This window comes from Sulfitobacter sp. S190 (genome assembly GCF_025141935.1).
In the GTDB taxonomy this organism is placed as follows: Bacteria; Pseudomonadota; Alphaproteobacteria; order Rhodobacterales; family Rhodobacteraceae; genus Sulfitobacter.
Genome location: NZ_CP081120.1, coordinates 2,486,408 through 2,507,940, shown reverse-complemented (window position 1 = coordinate 2,507,940; position 21,533 = coordinate 2,486,408). Strand labels below are relative to the sequence as shown.

Here is a 21,533-nt window from a genome sequence, read left to right as displayed (position 1 = left end):
TCGTGACGTTGTGCGTGAAAGGAGACGATCATGGCAAAAGACCACGGACCGTCCGTCAAGGACGACGAAACCTACGAAGCGCTGCGCGAGGATGGTGCGTCCAAGCAGAAGGCCGCGCGCATCGCGAATGCACAGGCCAGCTCGGACATGTCACCGGGCGAGAAGGGGGGCAAACAGCCACCCTACGAGGACTGGACAAAGGACGACCTTTACACGCGTGCGCAAGAACTGGAGATCGAGGGACGTTCAGACATGGACAAATCCGAATTGATCGAGGCGCTGCGCAACAGCTGACGCAGGCACCGGCGGTGGCGCCATGAAACGGGCCGCGCTCGCCTTCATGCTGATGGCCCCGGCGGCCGCCGCGACCGATCTGCCATCGCAGCAGACGGTCCAGCTGCACGAGGTTCTGGTCGACGCGCAGGATCCGCTGACGTTCCTGCGCTTTCGGTTCATCGCTCCCCAGATCGCACCGGGCGAAGAACAGCTGCCTTTCGAGGTGGCCGAGATCGACATGCTGTACCTGTGCGAGACATTCGTGATCCCCTACATGACCGAGTACGAGCTCACCGGCGACCGGATCGTCATTTCATTTATGGACCAACCGATCGAATTCGGCGCGTTCGACCCCGACATCACCCAATATTTCGAAGCCTTCCGCCCCGATAACGGGGCCTGCATCTGGGACGGATTCTGATGCCTACACAATATCTTGCGGCCAGACCCCTGCCGGCGCGCCAATCTGCGGCTTTGACGCCACAAATCCGCCGATCTGTTACGGCGGCGTATCGCGCCACGCGGCGGTGCGGTACGGTGCCGCTGGGCAACACATTTGTGTCGTCTGACATTCATGTGGGAACAAAGGCAGGTTTCAAACGTCTTTCCCGCGTCACAACAGACAGGAGTCTCAGATGTCGAAGAGCATCAAACTTTTGGCAGCATTCGGTCTTATCGCCGCAGTTGCCGCCTGTGCCAAAGAGCAGCAGGTCGAAGAATTTGTCGTGGTCGATCCAGAGCCGATCAGCCAGGAGCCTGTGTTCACAGGCAAGTACAAGTAACTTCACGACAGGGCGGGCGTTCGCGCCCGCCTTGACCCGCACCCTCACCGCGGAGGGCGCAGCATGGCACTAGACTACATGCTCAAACACCGCGGCTTTCCCGGGCGTCTGCCGGGCACCGACTTCCAGTTCACATTGCGCCGCGCCAACCCCAAGGGGGCGACGGAAATCACCCGCCGCGAACGGCGCCCCGACCGGCGTGCCCCCGACCGCCGCGCCGACGAAGCCTTCCTGCGCGCGTTGTGGGACCATTTCGGCACCGAACCGTTCGAGCGGGGCAATCTGGACGCGGGGCGGCTGTCGTGGTTTTTCGAGCGCGAAGTCCTGCCTGCGACCGACCCGTTCGACCCCGCGCATTACGAAGCGATGCTGGTTCTCGACGAAACGGCCATCCGCCAAAGCTTTCCCGATATCGTGGGGGCGTGATCGGCATGAATTCGCGCATGAGTTGCACATTTGAGCAGAGCTTGGCCTACGCAGGCCCCGCCGGCATTCGCCGCTTTCAAGCTGCGACAAAACGCGCAAACGTAAGGGACGCGAAACGCACGGGCTCCAACCTCGGACGTTTTTCGTCTCAGAACCATACCCCTTCCCTTACCGGGCGGCAGGCATGTCCCAATAGCCTGCTGCCCGTTTTTTTTGGGCCGGTTTCTGCCCCGATCGGGGTCTGGACGAAGATCACGAAAATGGCATCCGTTGCGCGGGAACCGATTGGAACGTCGTGCGTTGCGTCAACGATACAACCATCCAAGAGGATCGAAGCATGTCATTCAAGAAAATCGCCCTTGTCGCAGTTGCCTGTGCGGGTCTCGCCGCGTGTGGCGACACAATCGGTGAACAGGCCATCGGTGGCGCAGCCATCGGCGCAGGTGCCGCAGCCGTCACGGGCGGCAGCCTCGGACAGGGCGCTGCCATTGGTGCTGCCGGCAACATCGCGGCCTGCCAGACCGGCGTCGTCAACTGCAACTGATCTGACGCGGCGGGCCCTGCGCCCGTCACCCCAATCCAATCAAAGCCATGCAGCCTTCCGGTTGTGTGGCTTTTTTCGTGTGCTCACCCCTCATTCATCAAAAAGGACAGATGATGTTCAATAAGATCCTGATCGCCAACAGGGGCGAAATTGCCTGCCGCGTCATCAAGACGGCCCGCAAGATGGGCATCCAGACGGTTGCCATCTATTCGGATGCCGACCGGCAGGCGCTGCACGTCGAAATGGCGGATGAGGCAATCCACATCGGCCCGCCCCCCGCCAACCAGTCCTACATTGTCATCGACAAGGTGATGGAGGCGATCAAGGCGTCCGGCGCGCAGGCCGTGCACCCCGGCTATGGCTTCCTGTCCGAAAACGCGGCCTTTGCCGAGGCGCTCGAGGCCGCGGGCGTGGCCTTTGTCGGTCCGCCCGTGGGTGCTATCGAAAAGATGGGCGACAAGATCACCTCGAAGAAAATCGCACAGGAGGCGGGCGTCAGCACCGTGCCGGGGTACATGGGGCTGATCGCGGACGCCGACGAGGCGGTCAAGATCTCCAACGAAATCGGCTATCCGGTGATGATCAAGGCCTCGGCGGGCGGCGGCGGCAAGGGCATGCGCATCGCGTGGAACGATGACGAGGCCCGTGAGGGGTTCCAGTCGTCCAAGAACGAGGCCGCCAACAGCTTTGGCGATGACCGGATCTTCATCGAGAAATTCGTCACGCAGCCGCGCCATATCGAAATTCAGGTGCTATGCGACAGCCACGGCAACGGCATCTATCTGGGCGAACGTGAATGCTCGATCCAGCGCCGCAACCAGAAGGTCGTCGAAGAGGCGCCGTCGCCATTCCTCGACGAAGACACCCGCCGCGCGATGGGCGAACAGGCCGTGGCCCTTGCGCAGGCCGTCGGATACGCCAGCGCGGGCACGGTCGAATTTATTGTGGACGGGGACAAGAACTTCTATTTCCTCGAAATGAACACCCGTTTGCAGGTGGAGCATCCGGTGACCGAACTGATCACCGGCGTGGATCTGGTGGAGCAGATGATCCGCGTGGCCAATGGTGAACGGCTGACCATGACGCAGGATGACGTGACGCTGACCGGCTGGGCGATCGAAAACCGGCTCTACGCCGAAGACCCTTACCGCGGTTTCCTGCCCTCCATCGGGCGGCTGACCCGCTACCGCCCGCCGCAGGAGATGGCCGCGGGCCCGCTGCTGGAGCAGGGGACATGGCAGGGTGATGCACCCGCGGCCGAGATGGCCGTGCGCAACGATACCGGCGTCTACGAGGGCGGCGAGATCAGCATGTACTACGATCCCATGATCGCCAAGCTGTGCACATGGGCGCCCACACGCGCCGAGGCGATCGAGCGGATGCGCGTGGCGCTCGACAGTTTCGAGGTCGAGGGCATCGGACATAACCTGCCGTTTCTGAGCGCGGTCATGGACCACCCGATCTTTATCGACGGCACCATGACGACCGCCTTTATCGAAGAGCAGTATCCCGACGGCTTTACCGGCGTCGAATTGCCCGAAGCCGAACTGCGCCGCATCGCGGCGGCAACGGCGGCGATGCACCGCGTCGGCGAAATCCGCCGGGCGCGGGTGTCGGGCCGCATGGACAACCACGAACGCAAGGTCGGCACCGACTGGAATGTCGCCCTGCAAGGCCACAGCTTTGACGTGGTGATCGAAGCGGATCAGGCCGGCGCGACGGTGCGGTTTGCCGACGGTGCCGCGCTGCGCGTCTCGGGGGACTGGACCCCGGGCGATCAGCTGGCCACGATGAAGGTCGCCGACGCGCCGCTGGTCCTGAAGGTGGGCAAAGTGTCGGGCGGGTTCCGCATCCGCACCCGTGGTGCCGATCTCAAGGTGCATGTGCGTACCCCGCGGCAGGCCGAACTGGCCCGCAAGATGCCCGAGAAACTGCCGCCCGATACGTCAAAGCTGCTGCTTTGCCCGATGCCGGGTCTGGTTGTGAAACTCGACGTGGAAGTGGGCGACGAGGTACAGGAAGGCCAGGCGCTCTGCACCATCGAAGCGATGAAAATGGAAAACATCCTGCGCGCCGAGAAGAAGGGCATCGTGTCCAAAACCAACGCCGCTGCGGGCGACAGCCTCGCGGTGGACGATGTCATCATGGAATTTGAATGAAGCAAAAGCGCCATAAGGGCCGGCGCGGCGGTTACCCGTCCGCGGCGGCCTTGCGGTCGCGGATTTCGCGCTGCCGCATCGGCATCTTGTCGATGCTGCGGGTGATTTCGCGCACGTCCCAAGGGAACGGCTTGCGCAGCTTTACGCCCCCGTCCTTGCCCACCAGCGTCAGCATGAACCCCCGTGGTCGCATGCGCAGCCGGATGTCGCCGCGCGCCTCGGGATCGGTATCGATGATGACAACCACGTCGCGCTCGGCCAATGCTTCCGCCCGCGCCTCGATCAAAGACATCTGTTCGATGAAGGCCGGATCGTCCGGCGAGTCGGCAAACACGATGACGGGCCGGTTTTTCCACTTGAATTCACTCAAATTGACGTCTTCGGCCTGCCGGACAAGCAGCGGAAAGTCAGGTTCGAACAACGTCTGCGCGGTCGCCGTGATGCCGAATAGACCAGTGAAAACAGTGGCTAAGATCAGTTTCATAAGTACCTCTTCTTCCCCCAATATAGGGGTGCGACGACCGATTGCGACCAGTGATAGAGCGGATTTTACCATTAAGCGCCCGGCAAGGGATTATGTCGCATGACTGCGCCAAATCACCTGACCGGGCCCCTTCACAGGGCCCCATTGCCGAGGGGGGCATGGCGACCGATGGAAATCCTATTGCATGTGGGGGCGCACCGCACGGGCACCACCAGTTTTCAGAAATACCTGCGCTGCAACGGCGACAGGCTGCGCGGCGATGGCACGGTGGTCTGGGCGCCACCGCAGACCCGCAAGAACCTGTTTGCGGGGCTGTTTCCTGCGCCGCGGATGCAAAACGGGCGCAGCCTGCAACGCCGCGCGACAGGACGTATCCGCATGAACGCGTCGCTGGCGCGCAAATCCGGGGCCGAACGTCTGGTCGTGACGGAGGAAAACATCATCGGGGCGCCGCGCAACTGTCTGCGCACGGGGGCCGTTTACGCCGGTGTCGGAGAACGGGCCGCGCGGCTGAACGCGGCCTTCGACGGGAATATCACGCGGGTCACGCTCTCGATACGCTCGCTGGAGCTGTGGTGGGCGTCCATCGCGGCCTTCAGCGTGGCACGCGGCCACGCGCTGCCGCCGCCGCTGCATTGGGAGGCGATCGCCTGCAATCCGCGCAGCTGGCGCGACATGATCACCGATCTGGCCTGCGCGCTGCCCGATACCGAAATCCGCGTGCTGCCGTTCGAGCAATACGCGGGGCGCGCCGATGCCGCCCTGATGCGGCTGACCGACCGTGCCGCCCCCGCAAACCACGCGAAAACATGGCACAACCGGTCGCCCGATGCAGGGATGTTGCGGTCGTATCTCATTGATATGGGGCACGATCCCGACACGCTGCCCGACCATCTGGAGGCGACCGAGACCCGCTGGCAGCCGTTTTCGCAATCCCAGATCGCAATGCTGCGCGAACGCTATGCGGATGATATCATGTGGCTCGCCGCCGGGGCGGACGGGCTCGCGACACTGACAGAGGATCGCCTTGGCACAAGAGTGGGCACAAGCCCGCCGGTCGAGGCCATGACAAAAGGACATATCCATGACCGACACCCCCAAGGGCGACAAGGACAGCTGGCGCAACCTGGCTGAGGGCGAACTACGCGGCCGCCCGCTGGACGATCTGACCTGGCACACGCTCGAAGGGATCGACGTGCAGCCGCTCTACACGGCCGAAGATGTGGCCGGGCTGGACCATCTGGGCGGCATTCCGGGGCAGGGGCCCTACACCCGTGGGGTCAAGGCCACGATGTACGCGGGCCGTCCCTGGACCATCCGCCAATACGCGGGTTTTTCCACCGCCGAGGAATCGAACGCCTTCTACCGCCGCGCGCTTGCGGCGGGCCAGCAGGGCGTCTCCGTGGCCTTCGATCTGGCCACCCACCGCGGCTACGACAGCGACCACCCCCGCGTCGAGGGTGACGTGGGCAAGGCGGGCGTGGCCATCGACAGCGTCGAGGATATGAAGATCCTCTTTGACGGCATTCCGCTCGACACGGTCAGCGTGTCGATGACGATGAATGGCGCGGTGATCCCGATTTTGGCGAATTTCATCGTCGCGGGCGAAGAACAGGGCCACGACCGCAGCGTGCTGTCGGGCACGATCCAGAACGACATTCTCAAGGAGTTCATGGTTCGCAACACCTATATCTATCCGCCCGAACCCTCGATGCGGATCATCGCGGACATCATCGAATACACCGCCAACGAGATGCCGAAATTCAACTCCATCTCGATTTCCGGCTACCATATGCAAGAAGCGGGCGCGAACCTCGTGCAGGAGCTGGCCTTCACCCTTGCCGACGGGCGCGAATACGTGCGCACCGCCATCGCGGCTGGCATGGACGTGGATAAATTCGCCCCCCGCCTGTCGTTCTTTTTCTGTATCGGCATGAACTTTTTCATGGAAGCGGCCAAACTGCGGGCCGCGCGCCTGTTGTGGTCGCGCATCATGGACGAATTCAAACCGCAAAACCCCAAGTCCTCGATGCTGCGCACCCATTGCCAGACATCGGGCGTGTCCTTGCAGGAACAGGACCCCTACAACAACGTCGTGCGCACCGCTTACGAGGCGATGTCGGCGGTACTGGGCGGCACCCAATCGCTGCACACCAACGCGCTCGACGAGGCGATTGCCCTGCCGACCGATTTCTCCAGCCGCATCGCACGCAACACGCAGCTAATCTTGCAGGAGGAAACCGGCGTGACCAACGTGGTCGATCCGCTCGCGGGCAGCTACTATGTCGAAAAACTGACCGCCGATCTGGCCGATGCCGCATGGGCGCTGATCGAAGAGGTCGAGGACATGGGCGGCATGACCAAGGCCGTCGCCTCCGGGATGCCCAAGCTCAGGATCGAAGAAGCCGCGGCCCAGCGTCAGGCGGGCATCGACCGCGGCACCGATGTGATCGTGGGCGTCAATAAATACCGGCGCGACAAGGAAGATGCGATCGACATTCTCGATGTGGACAACGTCAAGGTCCGCGAGGCACAGGTGGCCCGGCTCGAACGCATCCGCGCGTCGCGCGACGATGACGCCTGCACAGCCGCGCTTGCCGAAGTTACCCGCCGCGCCTCGGAAGGGGGCAATCTGCTCGAAGCGGCCGTCGAAGCCGCCCGCGCCCGCGCCACCGTAGGAGAAATCAGCATGGCCATGGAAGAACAGTTCGGCCGCCACCGCGCCGAAGTCAAAACGCTCGCGGGGGTCTACGGCGCCGCCTATGAAGGCGACGAGGGCTTCGCCGCCATCCAGAAGTCCGTCGATGCCTTTGCCGAGGACGAAGGCCGCCGCCCGCGCATGCTGGTGGTCAAGATGGGGCAGGACGGTCACGACCGTGGCGCCAAGGTGATCGCCACGGCCTTTGCCGACATCGGGTTCGACGTCGACGTCGGCCCCTTGTTCCAGACCCCGGCCGAGGCCGCGCAGGATGCGGTCGACAACGATGTGCACGTCATCGGCATCAGCTCACAGGCAGCGGGGCACAAGACCCTCGCGCCGCAACTGGTGCAAGCCCTCAAGGACGCGGGTGCTGAGGATATCATCGTGATCTGCGGCGGTGTGATCCCGCAGCAGGATTACCAGTTCCTCTATGATGCGGGGGTCAAGGCGATCTTCGGTCCCGGCACCAACATCCCCAACGCGGCGCAGGACATCCTGAAACTGATCCGCGACGCGCGGGCATGATCACGCTGGACCATCTGGCGGTGGCGGGGATGACCCGCGCCGCCGCCTCGGCCTATGCCTCGGACGCGCTGGGCGTGGCGCTGCAACCGGGTGGAGAGCACGCAGTGTTTCACACCCACAACGATCTGCTGGGCATGGCCGACGGGCTCTATCTCGAAGCAATTGCGATCAATCCCGACGCCCCGAAGCCCGACCGCGCGCGCTGGTTCGATCTGGACAATTTCACGGGCCCGCCGCGGCTGACAAACTGGATCTGTCGCTGCGATGATCTGGATGCCACACTCGCCGCCTTGCCGGACGGCTTTGGCCGCCCCGTCGATTTGCAGCGCGGCGCGCTGCGTTGGCGCATGGCGGTCCCGGACGGGGGCATCCTGCCGTTCGACAACTGCGCGCCCGCGCTGATCGAGTGGCAGGGCGGGGCGCATCCTGTCGATATGCTGGCGCCCTCGCAGGTCACGCTCGACACGCTCACGGTGCACCACCCTGACGCGGATGCGCTGCGCGGGCTGCTCGCGCCGTTCCTGTCGGACGACCGCATCGGCTTTGCCCGCGGGGACGCGGCGGTGTCGGCCCGGCTGATGACACCGGGCGGCCTGCGGCAGCTGTGATCCTGCGCGCCGCCACGCCTGCGGATCTGCCCGCGATCGGCGCTCTGTGGAACGCCATGATCCGTGACACGACGGCGACCTTCACCACCCGCGAGAAAACCCCGCAAGATCTGCAAGACCTGCTCGAAAACCGGCCCGCCGCGCTGATCGTGGCGCAAACGGCCCAAACGGCCCAAAAGATGCCGAGCATCGCGGGGTTTGTCACCTGGGGGCCCTTCCGCTCCGGACCGGGGTATGCCCATACGGTCGAGCATACGATCATCACCGCTACACCGGGCAAAGGGGTCGGGCGCGCGCTTTTGCAGCGCGGTCTGGCGGATGCCGCACAGCAGGGCGCGCATGTGGCCGTGGCCGCAATCAGCGGCGAAAACCAACCTGCGGTTGCCTTTCACACGCGGATGGGGTTTGCAAAGGCGGGCCATATGCGCGAAGTGGGGCGCAAGGAAGGGCGATGGCTCGACCTGATCTTGATGACGAAACACTTGTGATCCGCCCTGACAAGGGGGCGCCGATTGGCTACAACACACCCATGTCGATTTGGACCCGTATCTCTGACGCGCTGTCTGCGCTTGCCACCGGCGAAGGACTGTCGCAGGTTTTTGACCGCCTGCGCGCCCCGCCCGAACGCTCCGTTGCCTTTACCATCGCGGTGATCGCACTGGGCGCGAAGATGGCCAAGGCGGACGGGCAGGTCACCCGCGACGAAGTCACCGCGTTCCGAGAGGTGTTCAAGATCGCCGATGACGATGCGGCCGGTGCGGCGCGGGTATTCAACCTCGCGCGGACCGATGTCGCCGGATTTGACGATTACGCCCGCCGCATCAAGGGGATGTTCGGCGACGATACGGGCATTCTCGCCGATCTGCTCGAAGGGCTGTTCCACATCGCGATGGCCGACGGTGTGTACCATCCGAACGAAAACGCGTTTCTCGAACAGGTGGCCGAGATTTTTGCCCTGCCGACGGGCGATTTCGAATCGCTGCGCGCGCGCTTTGTGCCCAATACCTCGCCGCTGCCGCACACGGTTCTGGGCATCGCACCGGGGGCCAGTCTGGCCGAAGCGCGTGCCGCCTGGCGGCAACTGGTGCGTGACAACCACCCCGATGCCCTGATCGCCCGCGGATTGCCCGAAGAGGCCGTGAAACTCGCCGAAAAGCGCATGATCGACATAAACCGCGCGTGGGAAACCCTGTCGGGCAAGGCCGCCTGACATGCGTCTGGCGACCTATAACGTGGAATGGTTCGCCAACCTTTTTGATGACGAAGACAGGCTTTTTGAAGACGGCGGATGGTCCGCGCGCTGGGACGTGACCCGCGCCCAGCAGACCCAGGCATTGGGCCACGTCTTTCGCCGCATGGACGCGGACGCGGTGATGGTGATCGAAGCACCCGACGCCGGCCGCCGCCACAACGGGGTCGTCGCGCTGGAACGGTTTGCCGACCGGTTCGATCTGCGCGCGCGCAAGGCGGTCATCGGGTTTGCCAACGACACCCAGCAGGAAATCGCGCTGCTCTACGATCCCGACCGGCTCTCGGCGGTGCACGATCCCCAAAGCGCGCCGGACGCGCCGCAATTCGACGGCACGCTGCTGATGGATCTCGACGTGGACGCGACCCGCGACACGGTCATCTTCTCCAAACCTCCGCTGGAGCTGGCGATCGAGGCGGCATCGGGTTTCCGCTTTCGCATGATCGGGACGCATCTGAAATCCAAAGCACCGCACGGCGCGCGCACGGACGCGGAGGCCATGAAAATCTCCATCGCCAACCGGCGCAAACAGCTGGCGCAGGCGATCTGGCTGCGCCGCAGGCTCGATGCGATGGGGGACACCCCGGTCATGGTGCTGGGCGATCTCAACGATGGCCCGGGGCTCGATACGTTCGAGGATCTCTTTGGCCGCTCTTCGGTCGAAATTATCCTGGGCGAAGGGCAGGGCGCGCTTTTTGACCCGCACGCGGCGCGCGCGCTGTCGTCGCGGCGCGGCGCCGTTCCCACCACCGCCCGGTTCTGGATCCGCACCGAAAAGCGGTTTTTGCAGGCGTTGCTCGACTATATCATGGTGTCGCCGCAGTTTCGCACCCGTGCGCCGCGCTGGCGCATCTGGCATCCTCTGGACGATCCCGACTGCTGGCGCGACGCGGGCCTGCGCGATGCGCTTGTCACCGCCTCTGATCATTTTCCCGTGACGCTGGATTTCGACGCCTGATTTGGGTTTGCCGGGCAACGGGACTATATTGACCGGTATGAGACACGCCGCTTTCGCCCTCGCGCTGCTGGTCGCAACTCCGCTGGCCGCACAGGATACCGCCGATCCGCCCTCGTTGATGGAGCGGGGCGCGCAGATGTTTCTCGAAGGCTTGCTGGAAGAAACGGCGCCCGCGATGGACGAAATGGCGACCCTGCTCGAAGATATGGGCCCCGCGGTGCAGGACTTCCTGCGTGAAATGGGCCCCAAACTGAAATCCGTGATGGCCGATGTCGAGGACTGGAGCGTTTACGAGGCGCCCGAGGTTCTGCCGAACGGGGATATCATCATCCGCCGCAAGCCCGACGCACCGCTGCCCGACCCCGAGCCGCTGCCGCCCCTGCCGGACGGCCCGCAGATCGAGCTTTAGCGCCGTGCGGTCTTGACCTTTGCCTCCGCATCCAGCGATGCGGCGAGCGATTTGAACCGCGCCTCGGCCACTTCGCCAAACAGCGGCACCATGTCGGCAGAAACCCGCAACTCAAGCAGCTTTTTCTTGGGATACCAGCGCATTTCGCCCAGCTCTCCCATCTTGTCCATCCATAGCATCGCGCCAAATCGCATGGCCTTGCCCAGTATTTCGGCCTCGGCGCGGGTCTGGTCGTCGACCATATCGAACAGATCGTCAAACCGTGCGTTCTCGCGCTTGTTGGAATAGCGGTGCATCAGCGCCAGCCCCAGATAGATGCGTTCGGCGTGTTTCAGACCGCCCAGATTGGCGCGGGTGGCATTGTCGAAACAGACTTCGGCGCGGTAATCGGGGTGCGCGCGCCAGCTGACGTCGTGCAGCAGGCAGGCGGCCTTGACCAGACGCTTGCGCGGCCCGGGTGCCGATTTGTAGAGCGGCAGAATGAAGTTATAGAGCGTACGTCCGAAACCGGGGGTGCGCGCGTCCTTGGCCTCGGCAAACCGGCACGCTTCGATCAGCGGATCGCGGTCGCGCAGGCGTTGCGGCATTTGTTCATAGAGCATCCCCTCGCGGATGCCGTAGCTCGACACGGCGATGTCCTTGGGCTTGAACGTCTTGACCAACCGGCTCAGCACTTCCATCGCGTAGGGCACAAGGCTCATCCGCCCGCTCGACACGCCGGCGGCGGCCCGCAGCTCGTCCGCATCCGTGGCCTTGATGAAGGCGATGGTGTCGCGCACCGATTGCCGCGTCATGCGGTATTCGTGCAGCACCATCAACGGATAGCCGCGCCGCACCATGTCGATGCGCGCAATCGCCCGCCAACTGCCGCCAACCAGAAACAAGCGGTCGCGCTGGGCGCCCATCTTGTCGGCCAGACCGTGCATGGTTTTCTTGATCTGGGCGTTGCGGGCCTTGGCGCCGCCCTTCAGATCGCGCATTTTCAGCGGACCCAGATTGGACGTCACACGGCGGCCCACGCGGCCGCCCGAAATCTCGGCCAGCTCCATCGACGACCCGCCGATATCGCACACCAGCCCATAGGCGCCGGGCCAGCCCAGCAAAACGCCCTGTGCCGACAGTCGCGCCTCTTCCTCGCCGTCGATCACCCAGATGCGCAGGCCCGTCTCGCGGCGGACCTCCTCGCAGAACTCGCGCCCGTCCGTTGCATCGCGCACCGCCGCCGTGGCCACCACCGTCAGCTCCGACAGACCCATGCCCTCGGCCAGTTTGTTGAACCGGCGCATCGCCGACAGCGCCCGCACGCGGCCTTCGGGCGACAGATGGCCCGTCTCGGCCATGCCCGCACCCAACGCGCACATGATCTTTTCGTTGTAGAAATACGCAGGCGACCGCGCCGCGCCGTCAAACACAACCATCCGGACCGAGTTCGAGCCGACATCGACCACGCCCACCCGCCGCAGGGCGCGTGCGGACGGATCTTCGAACAGCGGTTTGCCAAACAGCCCCAGATCGGCAACGCCGGTTTCGGGAACTTGCGAGGATAACGATCGTGAGGGCATGAACACTCCGGCAGGCAAAGGCCACGATTGGCGGCACCGTGACCCAGTGACGCCTGCGGGTCAAGAGATGCAGCGCGGTGGCGGATCTAGCGGGATGACGCGCGCGGCGCTAGTCTTCACCGTGCGTCAACGTCGGCACATCCGACGCCCCCGCCGTGCCGCGGCCCGACAGCGACGGGTTCTCCATGAAAAACCGGTGACAATTGAACGCGAACTTGCCCTCGGGCACCGGGGGGCGCGTGAATGATCCGTCCGCCGCCATGACCCAGCTCTGGGCGACATCGGCCAGATTTGCCGCCATGATCTGGCTGGTGATCTGGGCCTGCACGGTCGCATTCTGGATCTCGACCATCGTCTCCACGCGCCGGTTCAGGTTGCGGCCCATCCAGTCGGCCGAGGACATGAACACGCGGGCCTTCTTGTGCGGCAAGCCGTGGCCATTGCCGAAACACACGATGCGGCTGTGCTCCAGAAAACGCCCGACGATGGATTTCACGCGGATGTTCTCCGACAGCCCCTTCACCCCTGGGCGCAGCCCGCAGATGCCGCGGATCACCAGCGATATCTTCACGCCCGCCGCGCTCGCCGCATAAAGCGCGTCGATGACCTCGCTGTCGACAAGGCTGTTCATCTTCGCCCATATCTCCGCCGGTTTGCCCTTGCGCGCGTGCTCGGCCTCCGCGGCAATCATGGCCAGCAGTTGCGGCTTGAGCGTATGCGGTGAAATGGCAAGGTTATCGAGCTTTTCAGGCTTGGCGTATCCCGACAGGTAGTTGAACACCTTCGTCGCATCACGGCCCAGCTTCGGATCGCAGGTAAACAGCGACAGATCGGTATAAACCCGCGCCGTGATGGGGTGGTAATTGCCCGTGCCGTAATGGGTATAGGTGACCAGCTGGTCGCCCTCGCGGCGCACCACGGTCGAAATCTTGGCATGTGTCTTGAGGTCGATGAACCCGTACACCACATGCGCGCCCGCCCGTTCCAGCCGCCGCGACTGGCGGATGTTGGCGGCCTCGTCGAAACGGGCCTTCAGCTCGACCAGCGCGGTGACCGATTTGCCCCCCTCCGCCGCCTCGCACAGCGCCTCGACAATCGGGCTGTCGCGCGAGGTGCGGTAAAGCGTCTGCTTGATGGCGACCACCTGCGGGTCACGCGCGGCCTGCTGCAGGAACCGCACCACCATGTCGAAGGTCTCGTAGGGGTGGTGCAGCAGCATGTCCTTTTGACGGATCGCCACCAGCATGTCGCCTTCGTGGTCGGTCACCCGTTCGGGGATGCGCGGTGTGAAACTGGGCCACAGCAGATCGGGCCGGTCCCCGGTGACCAGTTCCGACAGGCTGTCGATGCCGATCATGCCGTCGATCTCGATCACGTCCTGCGGCTTGACGTCCAGTTCGCGCATGATCAGATTCTTGAGCTTGGCCGGCGCGCCCGCCGAATGGGTCATGCGCACGACCTCGCCGCGGCGGCGGCGTTTGAGCGCAACCTCGAATTCGCGCACCAGATCCTCGGCCTCGTCCTCGACCTCCAGATCGCTGTCGCGCAGCACGCGGAATTCGAAATGCGCCTTCAGCCTGTAGCCGGGAAACAGATCGGGGATTTTCAGCGCCAGCAGGTCTTCGAGCGGCAAAAAGCGTTTGCACCCCTCCGGCGCGGGCAGCCGCACAAAGCGGTCAATCTGCGCGGGGATCGGCAGCAACGCCTGCAAGGGGCGCTTGTCGCTGGTCCGCTCAAGCTGCACGGCAAGCGCGAATCCGGTGTTCGGGATGAACGGAAAAGGATGCGCGGGATCGATCGCCAGCGGCGACAGAACCGCGAAAACCTGATTAAGGAAAACGTGATCCAGCGCGCGTAGGTCGTCCTCATCCAGATCGTCCGGCCCTTCGAGCATGATGTTCTGGGCGTCCATCTGTTTGAGCAAATCCACCAGCACCCGCTGCTGGGTCATCATCAGGGACCGCGCATTTTCATTGATCAGGACAAGCTGTTCCGCCGGGGTCAGCCCGTCCGCGGCGGGGGTCGTGTTGCCCGCCTGCGCCAACTCTCTCAGTCCGGCCACACGCACGGTATAGAATTCGTCGAGGTTGTTGGCCGAAATCGACAGGAACCGCAGCCGTTCCAGCAGCGGCACCCGCGCGTTCTCGGCCTCCTCCAGCACCCGCCAGTTGAAGCCCAGCCAGCTGAGCTCGCGGTTGAAAAACCGCCCCGGTCCCGTCAGATCCAGCTCCGGCAGCTCCACCGGCGGATCAAACGGCGCCTCGAGAAAGTTGGTATCTGTCATTGCTCTGTTCTGACCCAAGGGTTTGACGACGCGGCGATAACCGCCGCGCGCTGAGCATCGTTTATGACCCGTGGGGGTTGAGTTTGTCCAGTACTTGCGCTGCCAATGCGCGTGTTACCGGCCGCTGGCGCGCGAGGCTTTCTGCGTCCAGTGCGGCCACCACATCGCGTGCGGCGGCAAACGACCGGTCCATCCGTTTGAGCAGATAGGGGATCACATCGGGGCGCGGGACAAGTTGCCGGTCGGCCAGCAGTTTCACCAGCACCGCCGACAGCAGCGCGTCATCGGGCGCGTCGATCGTCGCTTCGGTCGCTCCCTGCATCCGGCTCGCCAGATCGGGCAGCGCAAGACCCCAATGCGCGGCCGGCGGCGTTCCGGTCAGCAGCAGCGAATGGCCCTCGGCCAGCACCATGTTGTGCAGATGGAACAGCGCGGTTTCCGCCTCAAGGTGTCCGGCAATCCGGTCCACGTCCTCCACCGCGATCGACGATTGCGCCAGCTCCGGCACGGTGTCGCTGTGCAGATCGGCCGCGTTTACGATCCGCGCGCCCGCCGCCTGCGCCCAGACGTGCACCAGATGAGTCTTGCCCGCGCCCGACGGGCCACTCAGCACCATTTTCGCGCCCGCCCAGTTGCGCCAGTTCTCGATCAGCGCCACGGCCATCGCGTTGTTGGGAGCCACCAGAAAATCGTCACGCCCGCGCGCGGTGCGGGCGGGCAGGGCCAGTCCGAGCTGCGTTGCCATGTGTCAGTCCCTGTTCTGCTCGGTGCCGCGGTACAGCAGACTTTGCTGGTATTGTTCGACCCCGAAACGGGCCACAACCCCAAGCGCCGCCGCCATCGGCACCGCCACCAGCATCCCCACGAAGCCGAACAGCGACCCGAAAACAGACAGAGCAAGGATCAGCCACACAGGATGCAGGCCCACCGAATTGCCCACCAGCTTGGGCGTCAGCACGTTGCCCTCGATCACCTGACCGATGACGAAAATACCGCCCACCAGCGCGATGGACACCCAGTCGCCCCAAAACTGGAACAGCGCCAGACCGATGGCCAGCGCCCCGCCGATCAACGCACCCAGATAGGGAATGAAGGTCACCAGCCCGGCCACGAACCCCACGACCAGACCGAATTGCAGCCCCACCAGCATCAAGGCAATCGCGTAATATGTGCCAAGGATCAGACAAACGGTGCCCATGCCGCGGATGAACGACGCAAGCGTCGCATCGATGTCACGGGCCAGCCGGCGGATCGTGGGCGCGTGATCCCGCGGCAAAAGCTGGTCCAGCTGCGCCACCATCCGGTCCCAATCGAGCAGCATGTACACCGCCACGACCGGCACGATCACGAACAGCATGATCACGTTCAACAGACCCGCCGCCGAACTCAGCGCCGTCTCCAGCAGCTGGCCGCCGCGTTCCTGTACCACCGTGCCCAGCGACTGGATCGAATTGCGCAGGGTTGATCCATCCTCGAGAATGGAGGGGAAACGCTCTGTCAGAAAGGCCGACAACCGGCGCGTCAGGTCGGGGGCGATCTCGAACAGGTTAACCGCCTGCGCCACCAGCGTCGGCACCACCAGCAGCGCCATGATGACGAACATGACCAGCGCCACAACCGTGATCAGCGCCGTTGCCGCCACCCGGCTCAGGCCCAACCGCTCCAGACGGTCGGCCACCGGATCGAGGAAATAGGCCACCGCACTGCCCAGCACAAAGGGCAGCAGCACATCGCCCATGAACCACAACACCACCAGAAACAGCGCCGCGGCAACGCCCCAGTACTTCAGCTGGTCTCGGATCGGCAGGGCCATGTCTGTCTCCTCGGTTTCACCTGACAAATCGCGCATGGGGGCGCGGGTTTCAAGGGGGGCGGCCCGCATGGGCAAAGTTTTCGGCGGTTTAACAGTTGTTCAGCTTCATCGCGTACCCCTGTGGCCGTGCCGCCACGGCCCGAGGAAAGCCCATGCCCGCCAATGATCCCTATGCTGCCCACCGACCCGCCATAACCCGCCTGATGGCGCAGGGGGCATGGCGCCCCGCGCTCGCCCGTATTCTGGCGCAGTTCGAGCGGACCGGTCCGGGTGCCGCGCTGCTTGACGATATGGCGCGGTGCTACTGGGGGCTGCACGATACCGATACAGCGTTGAAACTGGCCACCGCCGTGGCGCAGGATCTGGGCAATGACACCGCCGCCTGGGCCAAGCTGGGCGCGATGGCGGTCTCGGTGGGCGACACCGGTCGTGCGAAAACCGCTTTCGAGGCCGCGGTGCAGGCCGATCCCAAGAACATCCGCGCGCTCGCCGCGCTCTACCGGCTCGAGCCCTTCGGCCGCGACAGCCGCCGCGCCAACACCCTGCGCCGCCTGTCAAAATCCCGCAGCACAGATGCGGCACTGCGGGCCACCGCGCTGAACACGTTGGCCCAGATCGAAGAGGCGGCCAACCGCCCCCGATCGGCTTTCTATCTTTATGGCAAATCGAAACGTCTGGGCGCGGGCCACCATGACACCGCGGGCCTAGATGCCGGCTTGGCCGCCCAGATCGCGCAGTGCCCCGTCTTTGCGCCTGCGACCGAACCGCCGGACGGGCCGGTGCCGATCTTTGTCGTGGGGATGCCGCGCTCCGGCACAACCTTGATGGAAAGCGTGCTGGCGTGTCACGCGGAGGTCTGCGCCGCGGGCGAATCCACCGCGCTGGAGAGCACGTTCGCCATGTGGCAAGGCACCGAAGGATCGGACGATGGCTGGAGCTGGGTCGACACGCTGGACCCCGCACAGGCCGCCGCACTCGGTGCGCAGTACCGTGCGCGCATCGCGGCGCAGGCACCGATCGGCGATCACCGGTTTTTCGTCGACAAGACACCGCTCAATGTCTTCCGGCTCGGCTTTGCCCGCCGCATCCTGCCGCAGGCGCGGTTCATCTTCATGTCGCGCCATCCGCTCGACACGGGGCTGTCAAACTATGCCACCCCTTTCGCGGGGGCCTACCCGCATGCGAAGGCCCCTGCCGATATCGCGCATATGACGCGCACGGTCTATGCCACGGGGCGGGACCTGCGCGGCAAACTGGGCGCGGCGCTGCGCTGGCAATCCTACAGCGCATTGGTCACCGAACCCGAAGCGCAGATCCGCGCCTGTGTCGCGCATGCGGGGCTGTCATGGGATCCGGCCTGCCTCGCCCCGCAAAACCGCAGGGGGGTGATCCGCACCGCGTCCGTGGTGCAGGTGCGCCGCGAAATCACGCCCGACGGGCAGGGGCGCTGGACCCGCTTTGCCGATGAGCTGGCCCCGATGCGCACGGCGCTGGGCGGGGACGACTGGATCGCGCAGTGGGAAGCAGAGGACGCGCAGGCCGCGGCACAGGACGGCCCCGCCGCGCGGATGATCGCCGCGCAATTGTGAAAAGCGGCCCTGCCTGCGGTCTGGGCAGGCAGGGCCGCGCGTCAGCGTGCGATCAGTGGCACGCAGGGCGCGTACCGGGCAGCAGCACCTTGTCGATCACATGGATTACGCCGTTGTCGGCTTCGATGTTGGCGATGACCACATTGGCCGTCTCACCCGTGCCGTCGGCAATGCTCACGCCATTCGCACCCTTGGTGATGCACAGGCGCTCGGCGGTGTTGATCGGCTTGAAGTAGTTCGACCCGCCGGGGATCTGCTCGGCGGTCAGGTTGCGGTCATCGACGTGATACAGCAGGACATCGGTCAGCTGGCCCTTGTTCTCGGGCTTGAGCAACGTGTCGACCGTGCCGTCCGGCAGGGCGGCAAAGGCATCGTTGACGGGCGCGAACACGGTGAACGGGCCTTCGCCCTGCAGCGTTTCGGCAAGGCCCGCGGCCGAGACTGCCGCCACCAGCGTCGAGAACCGCTCGTCGGCGGATGCGATCTCTACAATGTTGGCCGCAGATGCGACAGTGGCCGAGCCCAGCGTGGCAGCGACGACGGCTGCGGCGAATGTACGTTTGGTCACAAGTGTTTTCCTCCGGGTTGGTGCGACATGCGTTTTGCATGTTCGTCAGGGGTACGCCTGCCGCTGCCGTCCGGATCACAGCGGCGTGGGAGCCGCACCATCACTTCAAAGTCAGTGGACATCGCGGCGGCCCGCGCTAAGGCCGTCGCCCGCGCATCGGGCATTGACAGCGCCGCTGCGGCACGCAGGGTGGGCGCACCCCCCACAGCAAGAGGTCCGCGCCCGTGTCCACAGATTTCAAACCGGAACTGGAAACCCGCCTGATCCGCTATTCCGCCATCGACACGCAAAGCGATCCGGCCAGCAGCACCCAACCCAGCACCGCCTGCCAACTCGATCTCAGCCGCCAGCTGGTGACAGAGCTGACCGATATGGGCGCGCAGGACGTGACGCTGACGGCCTACGGCACCGTGCTGGCCACCGTTCCGGGCACGGTGGCGGGCCCCACGATGGGCTGGTGCGCGCATGTCGATACCGCCCCGCAGTTCCACGCCAGCGGGGTCAAACCCGTGGTTCACCGCGGCTACAACGGCGGTGACATCACTTTTGCCGATGCGCCAGACCTGCGGCTCGGGCCCGACATCTCGCCGCATCTGGACCGCTGTGTGGGCCACGACATCATCACCGCCAGCGGCACGACCCTGCTGGGCGGGGACGACAAGGCGGGCGTCGCCATCGCCATGACCGCCGCGCGGCACCTGTTGCAAAACCCCGATATCGCGCACGGGCCGATCCGGCTTGCCTTTACCCCCGACGAAGAAATCGGGCGCGGCGTGCACGCCGATCTGCCTGCCGACATGGCCTGCGATTTTGCCTATACCTTCGACGGCGCCAGCCCCGGCGAGATCGAGTTCGAAACCTTTTCGGCCGATCAGGCCGTGATTACCGTGCAGGGCGTGTCGATCCACCCCGGCTGGGCCAAGGACAAGCTGGTCAACGCCACCCATCTGGCGTCACAGATCGTGGGGCTTTTGCCGCGCACCAAAATGACACCGGAGACGACCGAAGGGCTCGAAGGGTTCATCTATGTCAACACCATGGCGGGCGATGGTAGTGGGTCAGTTTGAAATTAGATAGTTTGCCCTCGCGCGAGGGAGTGCTTATCCTAGGGTTATGACAGACAAACCCAAGAGACCCAGAGACGCCAACCAGCTTGCCAAGTTCATTGTGGACTTGGCAACGGAGGACGAAGAGCCCGTGCATGAGCCTGACACATCAGGGCAGCGCAAGGGCGGGTTGAAGGGCGGCAAGGCAAAGGCACGCTTGCTCACACCTGAGCAGCGATCCGAAGCCGCACAGATCGCCGCAGCCGCTCGCTGGAAGAAGGATTAAGGCGCTCTGCTACGGCTTTTGTCGTACCATCGCGGCAACTCTACAATGGGGTTTTATCCAAGATGCTTTTGTTGGACACAGCCACTTTAGCCCCTCCATGCACATGCTGTAGTCAAGCAATAAGTTGCGCTTAAATATTGGCTCGTGGTGTGAAATCCTATTTCGAAAATCAGCTATTTTTGTTGATCGGCCATGCAGAATCTTGCGGTTCACTTCATTAGGGAGATGCGGGAATGCGGTCTTTAGCTGAGCGCTCCAAATTCTTATGTTATGCCTGCCATGTAGCATAGCTATCCAAAACCCGAAGGATAGACCGGCTACGATCTGACCTGTATCTTGCGGCACGTCTTTGCTTTTTAACCTGTTTAACACTAGATTTATGTCTCTAGCTCTTTTCTCGCCAGCTTCTTTGAGGAAAGAGGGATCGCACCACCAGTTAGGTCCAAATACAGCTTGTATGCCATCTGATACCCGATTTCTGAGGCCAACCTCAAAAGACTGTATGGGTAGGTGAAACGCCTCCCCCATCTTTGCATTCCACAGATATAATGCAAGGGCACGATCTGGGTCTTGACCGGATGCTTGAAGGTAAGTGCCCATTCTTAAAGGAGAAATTATTTCAGAGAGCGCGTGTATCGGGTGCGGGCTGTTAATAACTTGTTGACCTTTGTTGTTCATAAGCCTATCTAACATCTTGTGCGCTGCGGGTAGTCACTGTTTCACACCGCCCCAGACTGATAGATCCCCGCGACAGCTTCGGCCCTCGCGGGGTTTCGCTTTTTAAGTGATATCTTCGTCTTCCGCGTCCGCAGCATGCTTGCGAAGCTCAATGTCAAAGCCAAAGTCAAAATCAAGCTGAATTTCGTCTTGGTCGGGGTGCCGAGTGTTCCAGTGATCTGCGTCGTAGCTCAACTGCAAACCGTCACCTACCATCTGCTCTCGGCGCAGGTTGAGTGACTTTAGCATCATATTGCGGGGTGCTTCGTCTATATCAATCCACACAAAAAGAGATTGCTGGCCTTGCTTGATCGGTATCGCGTGATTCACGCGATATGGCCGCCCGGTCTTATCATCGTGTTTGATTTCATCTCTTGCAGCCCGAGACAACTCTTGTGCCAAGATGTCCAATGGGTCTTTGGGAATTGGCATTTCCCAACCCATAAGTTCTGCGAACTTTGCGACTTTCTTCATGTCCACTTGGATTTCGCCAGTTTCGTCTTTGTAGTGACGAATAAGGCGTTGAAGGTCTTTTTTCTTACTCATG

Annotated in this window: 22 protein-coding genes and 1 pseudogene; 16 read left to right on the top strand and 7 right to left on the bottom strand. The window is 63.5% G+C overall.

Annotation, left to right across the window (positions count from 1 at the left end; all coding sequences use genetic code 11):
• Window positions 1-30: 30 nt before the first annotated feature.
• The 6 genes from K3756_RS12595 (at window position 31) to K3756_RS12570 (ending at window position 4,187) form a co-directional block, all read left to right on the top strand.
• Window positions 31-294 carry a Rho termination factor gene (locus tag K3756_RS12595; protein WP_259987878.1) on the top strand — a complete coding sequence of 88 codons (264 nt, stop codon included), beginning with the start codon at window positions 31-33 and terminating at the stop codon, window positions 292-294.
• A 22-nt stretch (window positions 295-316) separates the two neighbouring features.
• The gene (locus K3756_RS12590; protein ID WP_259987876.1) at window positions 317-697 is read left to right on the top strand and encodes a DUF6497 family protein; all 381 of its coding nucleotides are present in this window, start codon (window positions 317-319) and stop codon (window positions 695-697) included.
• A 214-nt stretch (window positions 698-911) separates the two neighbouring features.
• Window positions 912-1,058 carry a hypothetical protein gene (locus tag K3756_RS12585; protein WP_212705255.1) on the top strand — a complete coding sequence of 49 codons (147 nt, stop codon included), beginning with the start codon at window positions 912-914 and terminating at the stop codon, window positions 1,056-1,058.
• Between the two features lie 78 nt (window positions 1,059-1,136).
• On the top strand, window positions 1,137-1,484 hold the full coding sequence (locus tag K3756_RS12580) for a hypothetical protein (RefSeq protein WP_259993557.1): 348 nt from the start codon (window positions 1,137-1,139) through the stop codon (window positions 1,482-1,484).
• Between the two features lie 337 nt (window positions 1,485-1,821).
• A complete protein-coding gene (locus tag K3756_RS12575) occupies window positions 1,822-2,028 on the top strand; it encodes a hypothetical protein (RefSeq protein ID WP_259987871.1) in 207 nt (68 codons plus the stop codon).
• Window positions 2,029-2,141: 113 nt separating this feature from the next.
• Window positions 2,142-4,187, top strand: coding sequence for an acetyl/propionyl/methylcrotonyl-CoA carboxylase subunit alpha (locus K3756_RS12570; protein ID WP_259987869.1), 2,046 nt, complete (start codon window positions 2,142-2,144; stop codon window positions 4,185-4,187).
• A 31-nt stretch (window positions 4,188-4,218) separates the two neighbouring features.
• Here the strand turns inward: K3756_RS12570 and K3756_RS12565 are convergent, their stop codons facing one another.
• Complete coding sequence (locus K3756_RS12565; RefSeq protein ID WP_259987867.1) at window positions 4,219-4,671, bottom strand: DUF4174 domain-containing protein; 453 nt, start codon at window positions 4,669-4,671, stop codon at window positions 4,219-4,221.
• 168 nt (window positions 4,672-4,839) lie between these two features.
• Between K3756_RS12565 and K3756_RS12560 the strand changes: the two genes are divergently transcribed.
• The 7 genes from K3756_RS12560 to K3756_RS12530 are packed head-to-tail and all read left to right on the top strand — an operon-like array spanning window position 4,840 to window position 11,121.
• The gene (locus K3756_RS12560) at window positions 4,840-5,805 is read left to right on the top strand and encodes a hypothetical protein (protein ID WP_259987865.1); all 966 of its coding nucleotides are present in this window, start codon (window positions 4,840-4,842) and stop codon (window positions 5,803-5,805) included.
• Window positions 5,756-7,897 (top strand): methylmalonyl-CoA mutase, encoded by a 2,142-nt coding sequence (gene scpA / locus K3756_RS12555; protein WP_259987863.1) that lies wholly within the window; start codon window positions 5,756-5,758, stop codon window positions 7,895-7,897. The genes K3756_RS12560 and scpA overlap by 50 nt, the downstream gene beginning before the upstream one ends.
• Window positions 7,894-8,505, top strand: a complete 612-nt coding sequence (locus K3756_RS12550) for a VOC family protein (RefSeq protein WP_259987861.1) — start codon at window positions 7,894-7,896, stop codon at window positions 8,503-8,505. The genes scpA and K3756_RS12550 overlap by 4 nt, the downstream gene beginning before the upstream one ends.
• Window positions 8,502-8,993 (top strand): GNAT family N-acetyltransferase, encoded by a 492-nt coding sequence (locus tag K3756_RS12545; protein ID WP_259987859.1) that lies wholly within the window; start codon window positions 8,502-8,504, stop codon window positions 8,991-8,993. The genes K3756_RS12550 and K3756_RS12545 overlap by 4 nt, the downstream gene beginning before the upstream one ends.
• 41 nt (window positions 8,994-9,034) lie before the next feature.
• Complete coding sequence (locus K3756_RS12540) at window positions 9,035-9,715, top strand: molecular chaperone DjiA (RefSeq protein WP_259993556.1); 681 nt, start codon at window positions 9,035-9,037, stop codon at window positions 9,713-9,715.
• A 1-nt stretch (window position 9,716) separates the two neighbouring features.
• The gene (locus K3756_RS12535) at window positions 9,717-10,712 is read left to right on the top strand and encodes an endonuclease/exonuclease/phosphatase family protein (protein ID WP_259987857.1); all 996 of its coding nucleotides are present in this window, start codon (window positions 9,717-9,719) and stop codon (window positions 10,710-10,712) included.
• A 37-nt stretch (window positions 10,713-10,749) separates the two neighbouring features.
• The gene (locus tag K3756_RS12530) at window positions 10,750-11,121 is read left to right on the top strand and encodes a hypothetical protein (RefSeq protein ID WP_259993555.1); all 372 of its coding nucleotides are present in this window, start codon (window positions 10,750-10,752) and stop codon (window positions 11,119-11,121) included.
• Here K3756_RS12530 and K3756_RS12525 read toward each other — a convergent pair.
• The 4 genes from K3756_RS12525 to K3756_RS12510 form a co-directional block, all read right to left on the bottom strand.
• A complete protein-coding gene (locus K3756_RS12525) occupies window positions 11,118-12,683 on the bottom strand; it encodes a Ppx/GppA family phosphatase (protein WP_259987855.1) in 1,566 nt (521 codons plus the stop codon). The two genes, K3756_RS12530 and K3756_RS12525, sit on opposite strands and share 4 nt — an antisense overlap.
• 109 nt (window positions 12,684-12,792) lie before the next feature.
• Complete coding sequence (locus K3756_RS12520) at window positions 12,793-14,967, bottom strand: RNA degradosome polyphosphate kinase (RefSeq protein WP_259987852.1); 2,175 nt, start codon at window positions 14,965-14,967, stop codon at window positions 12,793-12,795.
• 61 nt (window positions 14,968-15,028) lie between these two features.
• Window positions 15,029-15,712, bottom strand: coding sequence for a chromosomal replication initiator DnaA (locus K3756_RS12515; RefSeq protein WP_259987850.1), 684 nt, complete (start codon window positions 15,710-15,712; stop codon window positions 15,029-15,031).
• Between the two features lie 3 nt (window positions 15,713-15,715).
• Window positions 15,716-16,780 carry an AI-2E family transporter gene (locus K3756_RS12510; protein ID WP_259987848.1) on the bottom strand — a complete coding sequence of 355 codons (1,065 nt, stop codon included), beginning with the start codon at window positions 16,778-16,780 and terminating at the stop codon, window positions 15,716-15,718.
• A gap of 152 nt (window positions 16,781-16,932) precedes the next feature.
• On the opposite strand from K3756_RS12510, the gene K3756_RS12505 reads away from it, so the two are divergent.
• Window positions 16,933-18,369, top strand: coding sequence for a tetratricopeptide repeat-containing sulfotransferase family protein (locus K3756_RS12505; RefSeq protein WP_259987846.1), 1,437 nt, complete (start codon window positions 16,933-16,935; stop codon window positions 18,367-18,369).
• A 52-nt stretch (window positions 18,370-18,421) separates the two neighbouring features.
• On the opposite strand, the gene K3756_RS12500 is transcribed toward K3756_RS12505, so the two are convergent.
• On the bottom strand, window positions 18,422-18,937 hold the full coding sequence (locus tag K3756_RS12500) for a fasciclin domain-containing protein (RefSeq protein WP_259987844.1): 516 nt from the start codon (window positions 18,935-18,937) through the stop codon (window positions 18,422-18,424).
• A gap of 224 nt (window positions 18,938-19,161) precedes the next feature.
• Here K3756_RS12500 and pepT point away from each other — a divergent pair.
• Together pepT and K3756_RS12490 are read left to right on the top strand one after the other, a co-directional pair.
• Window positions 19,162-19,992, top strand: a pseudogene (gene pepT, locus K3756_RS12495) (tripeptide aminopeptidase PepT); the annotation flags it as partial.
• A 58-nt stretch (window positions 19,993-20,050) separates the two neighbouring features.
• Window positions 20,051-20,269 carry a histone H1 gene (locus K3756_RS12490; RefSeq protein ID WP_259987841.1) on the top strand — a complete coding sequence of 73 codons (219 nt, stop codon included), beginning with the start codon at window positions 20,051-20,053 and terminating at the stop codon, window positions 20,267-20,269.
• 780 nt (window positions 20,270-21,049) lie between these two features.
• On the opposite strand, the gene K3756_RS12485 is transcribed toward K3756_RS12490, so the two are convergent.
• Window positions 21,050-21,532 (bottom strand): hypothetical protein, encoded by a 483-nt coding sequence (locus K3756_RS12485; protein ID WP_259987839.1) that lies wholly within the window; start codon window positions 21,530-21,532, stop codon window positions 21,050-21,052.
• Between the last annotated feature and the right edge of the window lies 1 nt (window position 21,533).